Here is a 19,016-nt window from a genome sequence, read left to right as displayed (position 1 = left end):
CGATCCTCCTCGCCGACGCCGCCCGGCGCCGCGCACCGCTCTGTCGCCCGGGGGCCGCAACGCCCTTCCGCTCGGGGACGCGAGGCAGGAGTGCCGCGGCCTCGCCCGTGCGGCCGTACGCCTCGACGCGCCCGCCGTCGAGGAACTGCTCGACGCCGCGCTCGCCGAACACGGCCTGGTCGCGGCCTGGGAGGAGGTGTTCGCTCCCACGCTCCACGCGGTGGGACGCAAGTGGGCCTCTTCCGGCGAGCGTTACGTCGAGGTCGAGCACCTGCTGTCCTGGCAGATCTCGTCGGCCGTCCGCCGCGTACGAACGGTGCGCGGGCCGGCGGGCATCGCCCCCGTGCTGCTCGCCTGCGTACCGGGCGAGCAGCACACCCTCCCCCTGGAGGTGCTCACGGCCGCTCTGGGCCGGCGGGGCCTGCCCGCGAGAATGTTCGGCGCCGCCCTTCCGGCCGAGGCCCTCTGCGCGGCGGTACGCCGGATCGGCCCGTCGGTGGTGGTGCTGTGGGCACAGTCCCGTTCGACCGCCGACCACGCGCCGGTCCAGCTCCTCTCGGGGATGGAATGGGGCCTGCGAGGCGCCAGGGCCCGTCCGGCTCTGCTGCTCGCCGGCCCCGGATGGACGACGACACCGCATGGGCCGGGCACCGGGCGGCTGCACGGCCTGCGTTCCGGGGCCGGGGTCGTCGAGTCGTTGCTCCTCGGGTGACACGAGAACCCGTACCGCCGAACGGCTGTTCGCCTTTCGTGTGCGTCACACGTTCTCCCGTGTGTCATTGAAAAGCCGGATCGTCCGCATGTGATCGAGTGGACGCCGACCGCCGTCCCACGCGAAACGGTGGTGGCGCATCCGAACGGCCTGTCTTCCCAGAAGGACGAGTAACACCCGTCGATCCCCGCGGAGGACCATGATGCATCCGAGCGTTTCCACCGAGCCGGTCCCGGCCACGCGCGGGCCGGACACGGGCCGAGGTTCCTGCGCCGGCGTCGACGGGGATGTGCCCGCCGCGGTGGGCGAGGTGCTGGAGGGACTGCTTCGGGAACGGATCGCACAGGCACGGACACTCGACGAGACCTTCGCCCGGGACATCACGGAACGCGTCGCCGACTTCACGCTCGACGGGGGCGGACGCACGCGGTCCCAGTTCCTGTGGTGGTCGATGCGTGCGTGCGGGGGATCGGAAGGGGAGAGGCCCGCGGCGCTCCGCGTGGCGGCGGCGCTCGAACTGATCCAGACATGCGCCCTTGTCCTGGACGATGTGATGGACGGGTCGACCAGGCGCCGTGGCCGCCCCGCCCTCCACACGCGGCTGGAGGCCCAGTACCCCTCGTCGGAGACGACTGCGCCGGGCACCGTTTCCTTCGGAGCCTCCGCCGCCGTCCTCGGCGGCGACCTCGCACTGGTGTGGGCCGACGACATCATCGCCGACACCCCCTACGGCCACGGCGTCCGGCCGAGGGTGCTGAGCCTGTGGCGCGCGCTGCGTATGGAGATGGTCGCGGGGCAGTACCTGGATCTGCAAGGGCAAGGGCAAGGGCAAGGGCCGGGGCAGGAGGCCGGCTTCCGGTCGGTCGCCAGGGCGATGCGCACCGCCTGCCTCAAGTCCGCGCTGTACTCGGTCGAACGGCCGCTCGCGCTCGGAGCCGCTCTCGCGGGGGCCGACGACAGGACCACAGGGGCCCTGTGCTCCGCCGGCCGCAACGCGGGCATCGCCTTCCAGCTGCGCGACGACATCGAGGGAATGTTCGGCGACCCCCGCACGACCGGGAAGCCGTCGGGCGACGACATGAGGGCCGGCCGGCTCACCTGTCTGGTCGCCGTCGCACGCACGACGGCGGCCTCGCGAGGCGATACGGACTCCCTGTCCGTGCTCGACAAGGCGCTGGGCAACCCTGCCCTGACCCAGGCCGGTCTGGAGGAGGTACGGCAGGTCCTCGTCTCCACGGGGGCGCGCGGCGCCGTGGAGACGAGGATCGAGAAGCTGCTGGCGGTCAGCGCCCGCCGGCTGGCCGCGGCCGCCCTGTCGTCGCCCGCGTCGGCCCGCCTCGCCCGGCTGCTGAACGCCGTGGCCGCGCCCCGGACCGGCGTGACGCCTGCGCGCACCGGGCCCGTGCAGGACGCCGTACCGGCTCTGTTGCTGACGGCCGGGGCCGCGGAAGGAGACCGGTGATGCGAACGGTCAAGGGGCGGACCGACCACGTCGTGGTGGTCGGAGCCGGACTCGCCGGTCTGTCCGCCGCGCTGCACCTGCTCGGCGCGGGCCGCCGGGTCACCGTCGTCGAGCGCGACACACAGCCCGGTGGGCGGGCCGGCCGTGTGGACCGGGGAGGCTACCGGTTCGACACGGGCCCGACCGTGCTGACCATGCCGGAGCTCGTCGAGGACGCGTTCGCCGCCGTCGGCCGAAAACTCACCGACCGGCTCGAACTCGTCGCACTGCAGCCCGCCTACCGGGCGCAGTTCGCCGACGGCAGCGCCCTGGACGTGCACACCGACGCCGAGGCCATGGAGGCGGAGATCGAGAGCTTCGCGGGCGCGCGCGAGGCCCTCGGGTACCGCCGCCTGCGCGGCTGGCTGCAGGATCTGTACCACGTCCAGATGCGGCGCTTCATCGACACGAACTTCGATTCGCCGTTCCAGCTCCTGCACCCCGACCTCGCCCGTCTCGCGGTGCTGGGCGGCTTCGGCCGCCTCGACCCCCGGATCGGCCGCTTCCTCACCGACGAGAGGCTGCGAAGGGTCTTCTCCTTCCAGGCCCTGTACGCCGGAGTCCCGCCCGCCCGCGCCCTCGCCGCGTACGCGGTCATCGCCTACATGGACACGGTCGCGGGCGTCTACTTCCCCATGGGAGGCATGCACGCCCTTCCGCGCGCCATGGCCGATGCCGCCGCCGAGGCCGGCGCCGTCTTCCGGTACGGCCAGCACGTCACCCGGCTGGAACGCAGGGGAGAGAGAGTCACGGCCGTCGTCACCGACCAGCTGCGCATTCCCTGCGACGCGGTCGTGCTGACACCGGACCTGCCCGTCACCTACCGCCTGCTGGGCCGCAGGCCGAAACGCCCCCTCGCCCTGCGGCACTCCCCGTCCGCCGTCGTCCTGCACGTCGGCACCGACCGCACCTGGCCGCAACTGGCCCACCACACCATCTCGTTCGGAGCGAAATGGAAGGAAACCTTCCGTGAGCTGACCGGCACCGGGCGGCTGATGAGCGACCCGTCCCTGCTCATCACCCGGCCGACCGCCACCGACCCGCGGCTCGCCCCGGCCGGACGGCACGTGCACTACGTCCTCGCGCCCTGCCCCAACACGGACATCGGCCCGAGCCGCGAGCAGTGGCACGACCTCGCCCCTCACTACCGCCTGAGCGTGCTCGCCGAACTGGAACGACGCGGGCTCACCGGCCTCGCAGGAGCCATCGAGGAGGAGTGCCTGATCACCCCCGCCGACTGGGCCGGGCAGGGACACGCGGCCGGTACGCCGTTCTCGGCGGCCCACACCTTCGCCCAGACAGGCCCCTTCCGCCCCCGCAACCTGGTCCGCGGAACGGCGAACGCCGTCATCGCGGGATGCGGAACGACCCCGGGCGTCGGCGTGCCCACCGTCCTCATCTCCGGGAAACTCGCGGCCGCCCGCATCACCGGAGCCGCGGGACCCGCCCGGACCCGCGGCAGCCGCCGGGCCCCCGGGGGCGGCACCCCATGACGCGCCGGGAACTGGCGGCCGCGGGCATCACCGAGCCCCGCCTGCGCGCCGCCTACACGCACTGCCGCGGCCTCAACGCCCGCCACGGCAAGACCTACTTCCTCGCCACCCGGCTGTTGCCCGTCGAGCGGCGGCCGGCCGTCCACGCCCTGTACGGTTTCGCCCGCTGGGCCGACGACATCGTCGACGACCTGGGCACCCGGGCGTCCGCCGCCGAACGCGGCGCCCGGCTGACCGCCCTGGCGGCACGTCTGCGAGAGGGACTGCGAACGGGCCACAGCCCCGAACCCGTCGTCCACGCCCTCGCCGACACCGCGGCCCGGTACGGCATCGACCCCCGGCACTTCGACGATTTCCTCGCCTCCATGCGCTGCGACCTCGAAGTGACGGACTATCCGACGATGGACGACCTGAACCGGTACATGCACGGATCGGCCGCCGTGATCGGCCTGCAGATGCTGCCGGTGCTCGGCACCGTCGTGCCGCGCTCCGAGGCCGCACCGCACGCGGCGGCCCTCGGAGTGGCGTTCCAGCTGACGAACTTCCTGCGGGACGTCGGCGAGGACCTCGACCGCGGGCGGGTCTATCTGCCCGCGGATCTGCTGGCCGCACACGGAGTCGACCGCGAGCTGCTGCTCTGGAGCCGGGCGGCCGGCCGGAACGACCCCCGGATCGTCGAAGCGCTCAAGGCCGCGGCGCATGTCACCAAGGGCGTGTACCGCAAGGCAGCCCCCGGACTGCCGATGCTCGACCCCGTCTCCCGCCCCTGCATCCGGACTGCCTTCACCCTGTACGGCGGCATCCTCGAAGCCATCGCCGACGACGGGTACGCGTGCGTCCACCGGCGCGCGGTGGTCCCGCCCCTGCGGAGGGCAGTGGTCGCTCTCGACGGCCTCAGCCGGCTGGCCGTGGCCAGGAGCAGGGCGTCGCGCACGAGAACCGGGCGCCCCGCCGGCCCGGCCGCCACGCCCGTGGAGGAGCAGCTCGCATGACGTCCCCGCCACCCGCCGGCCGCCGCCGCTTCCCCCTCAGTCTCCGCCGTACGCCGACCCCTTGGGAGAAGCAGCGTCCGACCTGGCGCGACGCCCGCCCCGCCGTGATCGATGCCGCGCTCAAACGCGCTCTCGCCCGTCCGTCCGGGAACTGGTACGTCCTCGCGGACGCCCGCGAGATCACGTCGAAGGGCTCGTTCGGGCGCACCGTCGCCGGCGTGGAGGTCGTCGCCTGGCGTGACGCGCGGGGGCGGCCGGTCGCGGGTCCCGGAGCGTGTCCGCACCTCGGCGCGCCACTGGGCCGCAGCCCCGTCCGCTGCGGCACCCTCGTCTGCCACTGGCACGGGCTGGCCCTGGACGGAAAGGCGTACGCGGGCTGGGAGCCGTTCCCCGCGTACGACGACGGTGTCCTGGTGTGGGTGCGGCTGGACGAGGCGGGCGGTGAGGCACCGCTGGAGCTGCCCGTCGTACCGGCGCGTCCGCGGTCCGCCGTGGCCGCCGTGTACACCGGGACGGGTGTGTGCGAGCCGCAGGACATCGTGGCGAACAGGCTCGACCCCTGGCACGGTGCGTGGTTCCACCCGTACTCCTTCGTCGACCTCCGCGTCGTCAGTGCCCCGGGCGGTGAAGTGGAGGACGGCGACGACGCGTTCGCCGTGCGGGTGTCCTTCAGACTCGCGGGCCGCGTCGTCGTCCCCGTGACCGCCGTCTTCACCGCGCCCGAACCCCGCACCGTCGTCATGCACATCACCGAGGGGGAGGGGGCGGGATCGGTCGTCGAGACGCACGCCACCCCGCTGGAGCCGGACCTCCACGGCCGGCCGCGCACCGCGGTGACCGAGGCGGTGGTCGCCGCGTCCGACCGGCCCGGGTTCGCCGCGGCCCGCGCTCTGACCCCCGTGCTGCGGCCGCTGATGCGCGCCGCCGCCGGACGGCTGTGGCGCGACGACCTCGCCTATGCGCAGCGCCGGTGGCAGCTCCGCAGCACCGGCCGGTTCCCGGGCTGACGCCGCGGCCCCGGGCCGGCGGCGCTCCGCGCCGGCCCCGGCCGTCAGCGCGTGCCGAGCCGCCCGAGCGCCCGCAGGGCGGACGAGCGGCCCCGGTCCGGCACGGTCCACAGGGTGTGCCCCTGGAGCCCCCACCGTGCGAGCAGGGCGTTCGCCGCGAGGAAGCCGCTGGTCGCGGCGCGCTCCATCAGCGCCACCGGCAGTTCCGTACGCACCAGGTCGCCGGCCACCATGACGGACGGGTCGGGCGTGCGGACCGCCGGGCGCCCCCGGTAGCCGCCGACGGGGAACAGCGGACAGTCGTGCCGCCACTCGTGCCGCTCGTCCACCACCTTCGCGTCGCGGGTCTCCGGGTACACCCGGTGCAGCTGCCGCCGCACCCGGTCCTGGACCGCTTCCCGGTCACCGGTCCGCGCCACGGCGTAGGCGTGCAGCTCGACGACGGATCCGCCGGTGCGCAGGGCCCACCGGTGGGCCTCGCCCTCCCAGCGTTCCAGCACGCTGACGTTGTCGAGGTCGCCGTACCCGCTCGTGCCGAGGAAGCCGGGCCGGTCCGCGGCCACCGGCCGGTCCAGCCACAGACGCGACACCAGGAACGGCGGCGCGGTGCGAAGGGCCGCGATCCCGGCGCGCCAGGCCCGGTCGCCCAGCGACGGCGAGGCGGCCACCACCCGCCGCAGTCCCTCCGTGTCCAGGGCCAGTACGACGGCGTCGTGGCGGGCGGCGCGCCCTGCGGCGGTCACCTCCAGCGTGCCGCCGTCGACCGGACGCACGGCTTCCACCGGTGTCCCGGTGCGGATGCGGGCGCCCAGGCCGTCGATGTGGCCGGCCAGCGGCTCCCACAGCGCCTGCGGGAACGGTTCGCGCGGCACGTCGAACAGCAGGCCCTCGCTCGACCCCAGGAAGTAGATGTGGAACATCAGGGCCAGCTCGGCCGCGGACAGTTCGCGGGGATCGGCGAAGAAACTGCGGGAGAACACCTCGAAGGCGAGGTGGTGTGCGGCCTGCGGGAACCGGATGTCCGCGAGGAAGTCCGCCGCGCTGACGCCGTCGAGCCGCTCGTAGACACCGGGCACGCGGACGTCCAGCAGCGGCAGCGCGGCCCGCGGGCTCATGCGCAGCAGGTCCGCCCATCCGAACGACGGGCTGCGGGCGACGAATCCGAGTGCGCTGAGCGGGGGAGTGCGCGGCACCTTCGCGAAGCTGTCGTACATGCCGCCGCTGTGGCGCAGCGGGTAGTCGGGAAGGCCCGTCAGGGTGTGCAGCCCGGGGTCGGCGCGTCGCAGCAGCGCCCGCAGGTTGTAGTACTGCCGGAAGAAGGCGTGGAAACCACGGCTCATCGTCGCCGTCGAGCCGTCGGTCAGCTCGACGGGCCAGCCGGCCAGCCGTCCCCCGAGCCCGCTGTCGCGCTCGTACAGGGTGACGCCGACGCCCCGTTCGGCGAGAGCGGCCGAGGCGGCGAGGCCCGCGATGCCGCCGCCGACGACCGCGACCCGCGGTGCGGGCTCCGGAGCGCGTTCACGGCCGGGGCGTGCCGGAAGCACCCGCGCCCTGGGGTCGCGGCCGTGCCGCAGCGGGCTCCTGTCGCGCCTCACGCGCACTCCTCCGTCGTGTCCGTCGTGTCCGTCGCGCCGGGCACGTGCGCCACGAAGGTGTGCGTGATCCCGGTCTGCCACCCGGGCAGGGGGAGGACCCGCACTCCGGCGAAGCCGGACCCGCGCAGCCTGGCCGCGAACGCGTCCGCGGTGTCGAACGCGACGACGCTGCGCCACAGATGGTCGTACAGCTCGGTGTCTCCATGACACCGGCCGAGCGGCATCACCAGCGCCCTGCACACCGCCGTCCACACCGCGCGGTCCGCCGGGCGGCCGCTGAGCGTGTACTCGTGGACGGCGAGGCGCCCGCCCGGCGCGAGAGCGGAGCGGACCGCTGCCAGGACCTGGTCCGGATCGTCGACATTGCGGAACAGGTACGCCGCGAAGACGGCGTCGAACGGTCCGCGGACACCCGCTGTGTCCAGCAGCTCCACGGGGCTGTGCACGAAGGAGACACCGGGTGGCCAGGGCTTGGCCCGTGCCCGCTCCAGCATGCCCGCGGAGGCGTCCACGGCCGTCACCTCGGCGAGGGGCGCGGCACGGAGCAGTGCGGCGGTGGAGGCACCGGTGCCGCAGCCGAGGTCGAGCAGGCGCAGACCTCTGCCGGCGGCCGGGAGACCGAGCCTGCGGGCCGAGCGGCGCAGGTGGCGGTGGTAGCCCGGGCTGGCCGAGGTCATCCGGTCGTACGTCCGCGAGGCGTGGTCGAAGGCGGCGGACAGGTCGGCATCGCGCAGGAGGGACATGCGGTCCTCTTCGTGGGGGAGGCGGTTCGCCCGGGTGGGCCGTTCATGGGGCGGGTGCGCGCCTGGGCAGACGCGGGACTTCGAGGACGGTACGGAGCATGGGGCGCACGGGCGTGTGCAGGCCGATACGGACGTCCTCCCACCAGGGGGTGCGGCCGTCGAGGAAACGGAGCAGCCGTTTCGTCGGGACTTCGCGGAACAGGCGCGTGAAGAACGAAGCGCCGTCCACGCGCCCGGTGTCCAGCGCCCGCAGCATGACGGAGTCCAGCGCTCTGGACCGGGCCGGGTGGGGGGCGGGGACGAGCGGTGTGCGTCCCTCCAGCAGCGCCTCGGCGATGGCCCCCGTCTGACGCTGCGTCGCGGAGAAGGTGTAGCCGGTGGAGGGCCGGGTCGCCCCTCCCGCCGCGCCGATGAGGAAGACGCACCGGCCCGTCCTGCGGGGGAAAACGGCGTCGGTCATGGGGATCACCCCCTGCTCCGTGGCGGTGACGCGCAGATCGCCGAGGCCGAGCACGTCCCTCGTGTAGTGGCGCAGGGCGCGTTCGTAGGCCTCCTCGGTGAGAACCCGCCGGGAGAACTCCGTGTACTCCACCAGCGCTTCGTGGGCACTGAACGGCAGGACGTAGCCGAAGGAGAGGCCGTGGCCGGGCTGCGGTGTGCGAAAGTCCATGAGGTCCGCGACCGAGGGGTCGAACACCGGACGGCCGGTCTTCACGAACCAGCCCCGGAAGTGCTGGAGCAGGGTGGTGCGCGCCGGATACGGCTCACGGGGCGGACGGGAATCGAAGGCCCAGCGCGCCCGGATCCGTACATCGCGGCCCGCCGCGTCGCGCCCGCGCACCTCGGCGCCGCCGGCAACGTCCTGGACCGTCTCGACGACGGCCTCGAACCTGCGGTGCCCGGCACGGCGCAGGCGCTCGGACATCAGCCGCTCGAAGTTCTCCGAGGCGAGCATCTTGTACTGGAGCGGAGACGGTTCGCCCAGCACCCGGGCCCCGTCGGGTCCCGTCACCCGCAGCCGGTCCCAGCGGGCGGACAGGACGTCGTCGTACTCCCCGCCGGGCTCCTCCCAGAAGCACCATGTACGCCGGGCCGGCCGGAGCGGGCCCGCGGGGGCGTCCACGACGACGACCGACAACGGCCGCCGCGCAGAAGGTGCTCCGCTCAGCCGGTGCGCCAGCGACAGACCGGCCGCGCCGGCGCCGATCACGACGACATCGGTGTCCCACACCGCATCTCCCACACCGTGTCTCCCTCCCCGGGGCGTCCGCGGATCCGCGCCGTCCACCGATCGGATACCGATGTTTCCGCAGGGGACCCGGCGGCGGACGCACTCACCGGGCGCGTGTCGTACCCGGATCCGGTTCCATGGACCGGCGCAGGGAACACAGCGCCCGGCGGATGTGGCTCTTCACCGTTCCCAGGGGCAGCCCCGTGCGGTCGGCGATCTGCGTCTGTGTGAGGTCGCCGTAGAAAGCAAGGCCCACCACGCGTCGCTGAGCCGACGGGAGCCGTTCCAGCTTCCGCGTGACGAGAACACGGTCGAGCGCTTCGTCCGCGCCGCCGCGGGTGCCGGGCGCGGGAGACCGCTCGTACCGTGTGGAAGCCGCCGCCACAAGCTCCGCCCGGCGCGCCCGGGCGGCGAGAGCGTCCGCGATCTTGTGGCGCGTGATGCCCACCAGCCAGCCCGCCAGGCCGCCCTGCCCCGGGCGGTAGCCGTGGCGGCCGCGCCAGGCGGCGAGAAAGACCTGCTGGGTGACGTCTTCGGCTTCGTGGTCGTCGCCGAGGGCCCGGCGGGCCAGGGTGTGCACGAGCGATCCCCAGCAGCGGTACACCGCTTCCACGCACCGCTCGTCGCCCGCGACGAAACCGGTGGCGAGCAGCTCGTCGTCACGACTCTCCTCGGCGGGCCGCACGACGTGCGACGTTCGCGTGAGCACAGCGGAACACGTGGTGGTCCCGGGGCCGAACTGAGGCATGGCCGGCTCCTCGTCCCTTGATGAGCCCGCGCCGTTCGGGCGCGATGACACACCGAGGGTTGTCCTCGGTCCCAAGGGACGCAACTCGCGTCGTTAGTGCGTCGGTTCCCCTGACGCCGTCGCGCCGCACCGCCCGGACGGGCGAGAACGGGCACACGCCGCTGTCTCCGCCGTGGACACTCGGCGGAGACAGCGGCGTGTGCCGGGGTGCGTGCCCGGGTGGCTACTCCGGCCGGGAACCGGTGCGGTCCGTTACGTCGGACACCTTCCAGCGCTGGTGGGATCCGGAGTTCGGCGTCCACAGCGTGACGGCGGCTCCGTCGTGCGTGGCCTGGCCGCCGACTTCGAGCACTCTTCCGGTGGCGGCGTTGACGAGGGTCCAGGTGCCGTCGCCGGTCGTCGACATGATCCACTGGGCGGCCTCGTCGCGGCGGCCGCTGTCGGCCTCCAGCACCGGGGCGCCGTCGCGGGCGGCCAGGCGCTTTCCCTCCGCCGGGTTGGTGAACACGTACCGCTTCCGGTTGCCGGTGTCACCGCTGATCTGCCGCAGCTGCCACTGCCGGCCGGTGTCGGCCGTGTCCGCGCCCGCGGCCCTGATGACAAGGCCGGTGCCGTTGCCGGCGGTGGTGAGTTCCTTGCCGCTCTGGACGCCGGTCAGCCGGTACGTGTGGCCCTTCTGCAACAGGGCGGCGTCCCTGGCGGCGCCGGACACACCGTTGACGACGAAGGAGGTCACCGACTCGGCGGGCACGGTGAAGGTGGCCTTCCGGTCGCTGACCGCGACGGCCCGGTGCCGTTCGAGCTTGCCTTCGGCGCTGGTCACGACGGGGGTGACGGTGGCGTTGCGGGAGACGTGGCCGAACTTGGACAGGTCGACCGTGACCGTACGGGCGCCGGTGGTGCTGTTGACGTGGACGACCGTCGCCGCGTCGCCCTTCCCGGAGACGGCGGCGGCACTGGAGGTGTCGTCGACGTTGACCAGCCGGTCACCGGGCTTGATGTAGTGGGTGAAGTTGCGCGCGGTGTCGAACTTGGTGTTGGTACGGATGGGGCACGTCGCGAGCGTGTCCTTCGCGGTGCAGCTGAACGGGAGCTGGATGCTGCCCCAGTTGCCGCCCCCGGCCGACTCCCCGCCGGGCTTCATGTTGTCGTAGTCCTCGACGGGCTGCCAGAACACCCAGGCCCGGGGCTCCAGTTCACGGAGGTCGTCGACCATGCGCTGGGCCAGTCCGAGACCGGGCGACATGTCCTCGAAGTCCTGCCCGTCGCCCCAGTCGCCCTCGACCTCGCTCATCCACAGCGGCTTGTCGGCCGCCTTGGCCAGGTCGCGCACGGAGGTGCGGCCGCCGGTGCCGTAGGTGTGGACGTTCATCTGGTCGACGAGGTCGCGCACCTCCTGGGGGTAGGTGTTCCAGTTCTGCGCGAAGAGGGTGGGGTTGGTCTCGTCCATCGCGGAGATCTTCGCGTCGGTCGTCGACCGCTTCAGCGCCGGAGCCAGCGCGAGGAGCACCTTCTGCTGGAGCCCGGGGCCGATGTGGGCCCCTTCCTGGCGGCCGCCGACCGGTTGGCCGTCGGCTCCCAGGCGGGTGCTCCAGTAGTTCGTGTTGGGTTCGTTGAACGGGTCGACGGTGTCGACGTCGATGCCGTGCGCCTTCTCCAGCCGCTCGGTCGCGCCCGCCAGGTAGGCGGCGAAGTCATCGACGGATCCGGTCTTGAGCTGGTCGGTGGTGGCGTCGAAGCCGCCGGAGACGTAGCCGCTGGTGGTCATGAACCAGGGCGGTGAGTTGCTGAACGTCTCCCAGTGGTCGATGTCGTCCTTGATCCGGTCCACCCACCAGCGCTGATCGGCGTCCGCCTCCGGATTCCAGTCGGCCGGGTCCTCGGCGCTCCACCAGTCGGTGTCTTCGCGGGTGGTGCCCTCCGGGGCCTTCCACCAGCCCTCGACCGCTCCTCCGGCACGGAGGTAGTCCTTGACGTCGGGGGCGTTGCCGCCGCCGATGTTGTAGCGGGCGATGTTCAGGGCGAGCCCGTCGTCGCCGAAGAGGAGTCCGGCCAGCTTCTGGCGTATCTCCTCGGGGTAGTCGCCGGTGGCGTTGGCGAACCAGACCAGGCTGGTGCCCCAGCCCTGGAATCTCTCGTGCCGGTAGGAGGGGTCGGGCCGGACGGTGACGGAAGAGGCCGGCGCGGAGGCCGGTGCTGCGGTCCGGGCCTGTGCGTCCGGCTGAGGAACGGTGACCAGGGCGGCCCCGGTGGCCAGCGCGGTGATGCCGACGGCCCCCAGGAGTCGTCGTGTGCGGGTGCGGCGTGCCATCGTGTGCTCCCAACTCGTGGTTCGGGGTGTCAGAGGGCGGGCTGTCGCAGTACGACGACCTCCCTGGGCGCCAGGACGAGGGCGTCGTGGGTGTGGGTCCGGCCGACCAGGAGTTCCCCGGTGAGTCCGGGCAGCGGCACCGGCTCGTCGGTCCGGTTGACCAGGAACAGGTAGCGGCTGTCGGCGCTGCGGCGTACGGTCTGCTCGACGCGCCCCCGCGCGGCATCGGGCAGCTCGCTCTCCACTCCGGCGGTGGCCAGGAGCCGCGGCAGCAGGCCGGCGAGGCCGTCCGTTCCCAGCCGGGTCGAGACGTACGAGGCCGATCCCCGGCCCACGGCGCGGCGGGTGACGGCGGGGCGGCCGGCGTACGTCCCCGTGCGGTAGTGGGCGAGTACCTCCACCCCCGGATCGGTGACGGTGATCCGGTCGGTCCACAGCGTGCCCGTGCTCGCGTCGTCCAGCTCCACGGCGTCCTCGGCCGGCAGCGGGCCGAACTCCTCGATGCGGATGCCGAGCAGGTCGCGCAGAGCGCCCGGATAGCCGCCGAGCCAGACGTGGTCGTTCTCGTCGACCACACCGGAGAAGTACGTGGTGACCAGGTGGCCGCCGTTCTCGGCGTACCGCGTGAGCTCCTTGGCCAGGGGCGCGGGGACCATGTGCAGCACGGGCGTGATCAGCAGCTGGTACCGGTCCAGGTCGTCCTTGGTGGTGACGACGTCGGCCCGGATACCGAGGGCGAGGAGCGCCGAGTACCAGTCGAGGGCCTCCTGGTGGTAGTCGAGGCGGGAGGTGGGGTGCGAGTCCTGCTCGCTCGCCCACCACGACTCCCAGTCGAACACGATCCCCACCCGCGCCGGCTCCCGCTCGGTCCCCGCGACCGGTGCCAGCGCCTGGAGGGTGCGCCCGAGGCCGGTCACCGTGCGGAAGAGATCGCTGTCGGCTCCGGCGTGCGGCACCATCGCCGAGTGGTACTTCTCGGCGCCGGCCGCGGACTGGCGCCACTGGAAGAAGCACACGGCGTCGGCGCCGTGCGCGACGTGCAGCAGGGAGTCGCGGACGAGGTCGCCCGGACCCTTGGGCAGGTTGACGGGCTGCCAGTTGACGGCGCTGGTGGAGTGCTCCATGAGGAACCACGGGCGTCCGCCGGCGATCGCGCTGGTGAGGTTGGCGGAGAAGGAGAGCTCGTCCCGGTCCTGGGGGCCGGGGTGGACGTAGTGGTCGTTGGAGACGAAGTCGATCTCGCCCGCCCAGTCGGCGTAGTTCATGCCCTTGGTGCCGCCCATCACCATGAAGTTCGTGGTGACGGGCACGCCCGGCGTGATCTCGCGCAGGATGTCCCGTTCCGCGCGCAGATGCTCCTTCAGCGCGTCGGAGGAGAAGCGTTTGAAGTCCAGCTGCTGCGTGGGGTTCGGGTGGGACGCGGCCAGCCGGGGCGGCAGGACCTGGTCCCAGTCGCTGTAGCGCTGGGACCAGAAGGCGGTTCCCCAGGCGTGGTTGAGTGCGTCCACGGTGGTGTAGCGGGCGCGCAGCCAGTCCCGGAAGGCGGTGGCGGCGTCGTCGGAGTAGTCGTAGACGTTGTGGCATCCCAGCTCGTTGGAGACGTGCCAGGCCACCAGGGCGGGATGGCCGGCGTACCGCTCCGCCATCCGCCGCACCAGGCGCAGCGCGTGCCTGCGGAAGACCGGCGAGGTGGGGCGCCAGTGCTGCCGAGCCCCCGGCCACACCGTCTCGCCGGAGGCGGTCACCGGGAGGATCTCCGGGTGCGCCGTGGTGAGCCAGGGCGGCGGAGTCGCGGTGGCGGTGGCCAGGTCGACCCCGATGCCGCCCGCGTGCAGGAGATCCATGACCTCGTCGAGCCATGCGAAGTCCCACACGTCCTCGGCCGGCTGGATACGGGCCCAGGAGAAGATCCCCACGGAGACGATGTTGACGCCGGCCTCGCGCATCAGCCGGACGTCCTCCTCCCACACCTCGCGCGGCCACTGCTCGGGGTTGTAGTCGGCGCCGTACGCGAGGCGTGGGGCGGAGTCACCGTCAGGCCCGTTCAGCTGGGACAGGAGGGTGGAAATCATGGCGGTCCCTTTACTTCTCAACGGTGAAGCCCTGCTCGTTCCCGTACTTGACGGAGGCGTCCCGCCAGGATTTCAGGCCCTGGGAGAGCGTGGTGCCGGAGACGTAGGCCTTGCCGACGGTGTTGTTGAAGATCGAGTTCGCGTAGACCTGGTAGGGCAGGTACGACCAGTCGTCGGCGACGTTCGCGGCCGACTCGGCGAAGATCTTGTTGGCCTTCTGCCCGCCGAAGTAGGGGAACTCGGCGTTCTGGAACGCGTCCGACTGGAGATCCGCGGTGGTCGCCGGGAAGGCGCCCCCCTTGATGCGGGTCTGCACGCCCTCTCCGGAGTTCGCGAACTCGGTGAAGGCGTAGGCGAGTTCCTTGTTCTTGCCCAGCGCGGGCAGGGCCAGGGCGCTGCCACCGTTCTCCGCGCTGGCCCTGTCGCCCGCGGTCCACTGCGGCAGCGGTGCGGCGCGCCAGTCGCCGGAGGCGTTCTTCACACCGGTGGTGAAGTTCGCGGGCATCCAGGCGCCGGTGGTCAGGGTCGCGATGGAGCCGTCGCCCAGGCCCTTGTACCACGCGTCGGTCCAGCCCGTGACGGGCGCGAGCAGCTTCTCGTCGAGGAGCTTCTGCCAGGTCTCGGTGTACTTCCTGGCACCGGTGTCGGAGAAGTCGATCTTCACCTTGGTGCCGTCGACCGTGTAGGGGCGTGAACCGGCCTGCCACAGCATGCTGGTGGCCATGCCCGCGTCGCCCGTGTCGTTGGCGATGTAGACCTTGGGGTCGGCCTTCTGCAGGTCGCGGGCGGCCTCGACGTACTCGTCCCAGGTGGCCGGCACCTTGACCTTGTGCTTGTCGAAGACCTTCTTGTTGTAGAACATGGCCATGGGCCCGGAGTCCATCGGCAGGGCGTGGACGGCCTTGCCGGACGTGACGGCGTTCCACGGACCGGGCGAGTACGTACCGGCCAGCTTGTCGGCGCCGTAAGGGGCCAGGTCGTCGAGGCCCTTCGTCAGTGCGTACTGACCCAGTGCGTAGTACTCGATCTGCGCGACGTCGGGGACACCCTTCTTCGCCGAGATGGCGTTCGACAGGGCGGTGTACGCGTCGTTGTTGGTGCCCACGTTGGCGACCTCGACGTCGACGGCGGGGTACTTCTTCTCGAAGTCGGCGACGACCTGCTTCAGCGTGGGCTCCCAGGCCCAGACCGTGAGCGTGCCGCCCTTCTTCAGGGCCGCCCGTATGCTCTCGGCGGAGACCTGCTTCTGGTGCGGGCCGCCCTCCTCGGAGCCGCCGCAGGCGGTCGTCCCGAGGCTGAGGGCGCAGACGACGCCGATGCCGCGCAGCAGGCGGCGGGTGTTCATGGGCATGGTGGCGCTTCCACTTCTTCGTGGCGGAATTCGGACTATTCCTTGACGCTTCCGGCGGCGAGGCCGGACTGCCAGTACTTCTGGAGCAGCAGGAACGCTGCGATCAGCGGCAGGACGGTGATCAGCGAGCCGGTGATCACCAGGTGGAAGACGGGTTCGCCGCCGGCCGTCGTGGCCTGGGCGTTCCAGCTGTTCAGGCCCAGGGGCAGCGGATACCAGTCCGGGTCCTTGAGCATGATCAGCGGCAGGAAGTAGTTGTTCCAGGTGGCGACCATCGTGAACAGCAGCACGGTCACCATCCCGGGCGCCAGCAGGGGCAGGCCGACCTGGAAGAAGGTGCGCACCTCGCCCGCGCCGTCGATGCGGGCGGCCTCCATCAGTTCGGTGGGGATGGCCTCGGTGGCGAAGACCCACATCAGGTACAGGCCGAAGGGCGAGATCAGTGAGGGGATGACGACCGCCCACGGGGTGTCGGTCAGCCCCATCTTGCTGAACATCAGGAAAGTGGGCACGGCCAGGGCTGTTCCCGGCACGGCGACGGCGCCGATGACGACGGCGAAGACGGCGCGTTTGCCGGGGAAGGCGAACTTCGCCAGCGCGTAACCGCCCAGCACCGCCAGGAAGGTGGCCCCGCCCGCGCCGAGACCGACGTACATCAGGGTGTTCAGGAGCCAGCGGGTGAAGACGCCGTCGTTGTACGTGAACGTCGTGCCGATGTTGTCCCAGAGGGCGAAGTCGCCGTCGAACCAGAGCCCGAACGAACCGGCCAGTCCCTCCTGCGTCTTGGTGGCGCTGATGACCAGCCACAGCAGCGGCACCAGGGCGTAGAGCACGACCAGGCCGGTGAGCACGGTCAGCAGCACGCTGCGCCGGGGGCGCCCGGGAGAGTGCCGTTTTCCCCGGGGTGTGCGCAGGCGGGGCGCGGAGCCGGATGTGCCGGCCGGCGGACGGGTGGGCAGGGAGGCGGTGGTGGCGGGGCTGCTCATCGTTCACGCTCCCTTGCGCATGCCGCGCAGCTGGACGACATAGGCGATCACCATCGTGATCAGGCCCATGACGATGGCGACCGTCGCGGAGTAGTTGTGCTGCTGGCCGTCGAAGGACAGCGCGTACGTGTAGAAGTTCGGGGTGTAGTCGGTGGTGATGGCGTTGGGTGCCAGGTCGCGCAGAATGACCGGCTCGTTGAACAGCTGGAAACTGCCGATGATGGAGAAGATCGTCGCGATGACCAGGGCGCTGCGGATCGCGGGGAGCTTGATGGCCGTGACGACGCGGAACTGTCCGGCCCCGTCGATCTCCGCGGCCTCGTACAGCGAGTGCGGGACGACCCGCAGCGCGGAGTAGAAGATCAGCATGTTGTAGCCCACGAACTCCCACGTCACGATGTTGCCGATCGACGCCAGGGCCAGGCCGGTGGAGAGCGGGTCGGGCAGCGAGACACCGAGAGCGTCGTTGATGTCGCCCACCAGGCCGAACCGGGTGCCGTACATGAAGCCCCACATCAGGGTGGCGACCACGGCGGGCACGGCGTACGGCAGGAAGACCGAGATCCGGAAGAAGTCCTTGCCGTACAGGCGTCCGCTGTCCAGAGCGAGGGCCACGAACAGCGCGATGAGCAGCATGACCGGGACCTGCACCGCGAGGAACGCCGAGACCCGGCCGAGCGAGGCCCAGAACTGGTCGTCGGCCAGCGCCTGCCGGTAGTTGTCCAGGCCGACGAAGGTGGTGCCGCCGATCAGCCGGTCACGGAAGAGGCTGAGGTAGACCGAGTAGCCGATGGGGGCCAGGAAGACAAGGGCGAAGACCGCCGCGAAGGGGCCGATGAAACCCCATCCCGTCCAGGAGCGGCGGCTCCGTTTCACCGGGGCCGGGTCCGGGCGCCGTCCCGTGGCCACCGGCGGTTGTAGCGTCGTCATGTCGTTCCTCGCTCGTCCGTCCCGGAACCGGCGTCGTGCACCGCCGTGATGTTTACGTAAACATCACGCTCCGCAAGAGGGCTCGAAGGCTGTAATGTTTGCGCAAACATCCGATGGCGGCATGTCTACACTGCCCCGAAGACGGTGGTCAAGGGTCGTTCGGGAAACCGCGGTTCAGGCAGCGAGGGATACGGGTGGAGACAGCGGACAGCACCTCGGCGGGCAGGCCGCGGGTGAGAGCGCGCACCGGGAAGCGGGCCGCCGGCCGCGGCCAGAGCGCGTCCATGGCGGACGTCGCCCACCTGGCCGGGGTCTCCTCGCAGACCGTCTCCCGCGTCTCCAACGGGTACGCGGGCGTGACGGAGGAGACCCGGCGGCAGGTGCTGGCGGCCATGAAGGAGCTGGGCTACCGGCCCAACAGCGCCGCCCGGGCCCTCAAGAGCGGCGAGTTCCGCACCATCGGCGTCATCACCTTCGGCCTCTCCACCACGGGCAACGTACGCACCCTGGAGGCGATCGCCCTCTCCGCGGCGCACGAGGGCTACGCGGTCACGCTCCTGCCCGTCGCCGTCCCCACGCAGGACGAGGTGCGCGGCGCGTTCTCGCGGCTGGGGGAACTGGCCGTGGACGCCGTCATCGTCATCCTGGAGGTGCACCTGCTCGACGCGGTGGCCCTCTCCCTGCCGCCGAACGTCCAGGTCGTCGTGGCCGACTCGGACGCCGGCGACCGGTACACCGTGGTCGACACCGACCAGGCGGGCGGAACCCGCACCGCCGTGCGCCATCTGCTCGACCTCGGCCACCGCACGGTCTGGCACCTCGCGGGTCCCGAGGAGTCCTACGCGGCGCAGCGCCGCACCGACGCCTGGCGCGCCGAACTCACCGGGGCGGGCCGCACCCCGCCGCCCCTGGTGAGGGGCGACTGGTCGGCGGAGTCCGGCTACCGGGCCGGCCTGGAACTCGCTTCCCGGGAGGACTGCACGGCGGTGTTCGCCGCCAACGACCAGATGGCACTGGGACTCCTGCGGGCCCTGCACGAGCGGGGCCGGAAAGTGCCGGAGGACGTCAGCGTCATCGGTTTCGACGACATCCCCGAGGCCGGCTCCTTCCTGCCTCCCCTGACCACCGTTCACCAGGACTTCGCCGAAGTGGGACGACGCTGTGTCGAGGGCGTCCTGCGGCAGATGCGTCACGACGCGACAGAACACGGCACCACGCTCGTCCCCACGCGACTCGTGGTGCGCGACAGCACCGCGCCGCCGCCTTCGCGCTAGCAGCCCGGCGGGCATCGCCCCGGTGCCGCTCGTCCGCGTACGGGGCAGCGCCGGGGTGAGGCCAGAAGCC

General features: G+C 72.0%; 15 protein-coding genes. 6 read left to right on the top strand and 9 right to left on the bottom strand.

Annotated elements, in window-relative coordinates:
* The 5 genes from ACWD0Y_RS18005 to ACWD0Y_RS17985 form a co-directional block, all read left to right on the top strand.
* On the top strand, positions 1-712 hold a 712-nt coding region (locus tag ACWD0Y_RS18005), incomplete at its 5' end, for a cobalamin B12-binding domain-containing protein (RefSeq protein ID WP_450261311.1).
* Positions 713-911: 199 nt separating this feature from the next.
* The gene (locus tag ACWD0Y_RS18000; RefSeq protein WP_450261310.1) at positions 912-2,174 is read left to right on the top strand and encodes a polyprenyl synthetase family protein; all 1,263 of its coding nucleotides are present in this window, start codon (positions 912-914) and stop codon (positions 2,172-2,174) included.
* Complete coding sequence (locus tag ACWD0Y_RS17995; RefSeq protein WP_450261309.1) at positions 2,174-3,706, top strand: phytoene desaturase; 1,533 nt, start codon at positions 2,174-2,176, stop codon at positions 3,704-3,706. Before ACWD0Y_RS18000 ends, ACWD0Y_RS17995 begins: the two co-directional genes overlap by 1 nt.
* Positions 3,703-4,698, top strand: coding sequence for a phytoene/squalene synthase family protein (locus ACWD0Y_RS17990; RefSeq protein ID WP_450261308.1), 996 nt, complete (start codon positions 3,703-3,705; stop codon positions 4,696-4,698). Before ACWD0Y_RS17995 ends, ACWD0Y_RS17990 begins: the two co-directional genes overlap by 4 nt.
* Entirely contained in the window at positions 4,695-5,705 is a 1,011-nt protein-coding gene (locus ACWD0Y_RS17985) for a DUF5914 domain-containing protein (protein WP_450261307.1), read from the top strand. The genes ACWD0Y_RS17990 and ACWD0Y_RS17985 overlap by 4 nt, the downstream gene beginning before the upstream one ends.
* A 44-nt stretch (positions 5,706-5,749) precedes the next feature.
* Here ACWD0Y_RS17985 and ACWD0Y_RS17980 read toward each other — a convergent pair whose 3' ends face one another.
* The 9 genes from ACWD0Y_RS17980 to ACWD0Y_RS17940 form a co-directional block, all read right to left on the bottom strand.
* Positions 5,750-7,300, bottom strand: coding sequence for an FAD-dependent oxidoreductase (locus ACWD0Y_RS17980; protein WP_450261306.1), 1,551 nt, complete (start codon positions 7,298-7,300; stop codon positions 5,750-5,752).
* Positions 7,297-8,043, bottom strand: coding sequence for a class I SAM-dependent DNA methyltransferase (locus ACWD0Y_RS17975; RefSeq protein WP_450261305.1), 747 nt, complete (start codon positions 8,041-8,043; stop codon positions 7,297-7,299). The genes ACWD0Y_RS17980 and ACWD0Y_RS17975 overlap by 4 nt, the downstream gene beginning before the upstream one ends.
* Positions 8,044-8,086: 43 nt before the next feature.
* Positions 8,087-9,274 carry a lycopene cyclase family protein gene (locus ACWD0Y_RS17970; RefSeq protein WP_450261315.1) on the bottom strand — a complete coding sequence of 396 codons (1,188 nt, stop codon included), beginning with the start codon at positions 9,272-9,274 and terminating at the stop codon, positions 8,087-8,089.
* A 103-nt stretch (positions 9,275-9,377) separates the two neighbouring features.
* On the bottom strand, positions 9,378-10,022 hold the full coding sequence (locus ACWD0Y_RS17965; RefSeq protein ID WP_450261304.1) for an RNA polymerase sigma factor: 645 nt from the start codon (positions 10,020-10,022) through the stop codon (positions 9,378-9,380).
* Positions 10,023-10,245: 223 nt separating this feature from the next.
* A complete protein-coding gene (locus ACWD0Y_RS17960) occupies positions 10,246-12,333 on the bottom strand; it encodes an RICIN domain-containing protein (RefSeq protein ID WP_450261303.1) in 2,088 nt (695 codons plus the stop codon).
* 29 nt (positions 12,334-12,362) lie between these two features.
* The gene (locus tag ACWD0Y_RS17955) at positions 12,363-14,405 is read right to left on the bottom strand and encodes a beta-galactosidase (RefSeq protein ID WP_450261302.1); all 2,043 of its coding nucleotides are present in this window, start codon (positions 14,403-14,405) and stop codon (positions 12,363-12,365) included.
* A gap of 10 nt (positions 14,406-14,415) precedes the next feature.
* Positions 14,416-15,756 carry an ABC transporter substrate-binding protein gene (locus ACWD0Y_RS17950; protein ID WP_450261301.1) on the bottom strand — a complete coding sequence of 447 codons (1,341 nt, stop codon included), beginning with the start codon at positions 15,754-15,756 and terminating at the stop codon, positions 14,416-14,418.
* 35 nt (positions 15,757-15,791) lie between these two features.
* Positions 15,792-16,742 (bottom strand): carbohydrate ABC transporter permease, encoded by a 951-nt coding sequence (locus ACWD0Y_RS17945; protein ID WP_450261300.1) that lies wholly within the window; start codon positions 16,740-16,742, stop codon positions 15,792-15,794.
* Positions 16,743-16,745: 3 nt separating this feature from the next.
* On the bottom strand, positions 16,746-17,672 hold the full coding sequence (locus ACWD0Y_RS17940) for a carbohydrate ABC transporter permease (protein ID WP_450261299.1): 927 nt from the start codon (positions 17,670-17,672) through the stop codon (positions 16,746-16,748).
* 284 nt (positions 17,673-17,956) lie between these two features.
* On the opposite strand from ACWD0Y_RS17940, the gene ACWD0Y_RS17935 reads away from it, so the two are divergent.
* A complete protein-coding gene (locus ACWD0Y_RS17935; protein ID WP_450261314.1) occupies positions 17,957-18,946 on the top strand; it encodes a LacI family DNA-binding transcriptional regulator in 990 nt (329 codons plus the stop codon).
* Positions 18,947-19,016: the final 70 nt, after the last annotated feature.

It is taken from the genome of Streptomyces altiplanensis (assembly GCF_053591575.1).
This window is presented reverse-complemented; position numbering and strand designations above follow the sequence as displayed.

What these genes read in the sequence shown, in the direction of transcription:
- ACWD0Y_RS17950 (WP_450261301.1), bottom strand. Translation starts at nt 15,756, where the DNA reads ATGCCCATGAACACCCGCCGCCTGCTGCGCGGCATCGGCGTCGTCTGC.
- ACWD0Y_RS17940 (WP_450261299.1), bottom strand. Translation starts at nt 17,672, where the DNA reads ATGACGACGCTACAACCGCCGGTGGCCACGGGACGGCGCCCGGACCCG.
- ACWD0Y_RS17995 (WP_450261309.1), top strand. Translation starts at nt 2,174, where the DNA reads ATGCGAACGGTCAAGGGGCGGACCGACCACGTCGTGGTGGTCGGAGCC.
- ACWD0Y_RS17945 (WP_450261300.1), bottom strand. Translation starts at nt 16,742, where the DNA reads ATGAGCAGCCCCGCCACCACCGCCTCCCTGCCCACCCGTCCGCCGGCC.
- ACWD0Y_RS17985 (WP_450261307.1), top strand. Translation starts at nt 4,695, where the DNA reads ATGACGTCCCCGCCACCCGCCGGCCGCCGCCGCTTCCCCCTCAGTCTC.
- ACWD0Y_RS17935 (WP_450261314.1), top strand. Translation starts at nt 17,957, where the DNA reads ATGGCGGACGTCGCCCACCTGGCCGGGGTCTCCTCGCAGACCGTCTCC.
- ACWD0Y_RS17990 (WP_450261308.1), top strand. Translation starts at nt 3,703, where the DNA reads ATGACGCGCCGGGAACTGGCGGCCGCGGGCATCACCGAGCCCCGCCTG.
- ACWD0Y_RS17955 (WP_450261302.1), bottom strand. Translation starts at nt 14,405, where the DNA reads ATGATTTCCACCCTCCTGTCCCAGCTGAACGGGCCTGACGGTGACTCC.
- ACWD0Y_RS18000 (WP_450261310.1), top strand. Translation starts at nt 912, where the DNA reads ATGATGCATCCGAGCGTTTCCACCGAGCCGGTCCCGGCCACGCGCGGG.
- ACWD0Y_RS17975 (WP_450261305.1), bottom strand. Translation starts at nt 8,043, where the DNA reads ATGTCCCTCCTGCGCGATGCCGACCTGTCCGCCGCCTTCGACCACGCC.
- ACWD0Y_RS17965 (WP_450261304.1), bottom strand. Translation starts at nt 10,022, where the DNA reads ATGCCTCAGTTCGGCCCCGGGACCACCACGTGTTCCGCTGTGCTCACG.
- ACWD0Y_RS17960 (WP_450261303.1), bottom strand. Translation starts at nt 12,333, where the DNA reads ATGGCACGCCGCACCCGCACACGACGACTCCTGGGGGCCGTCGGCATC.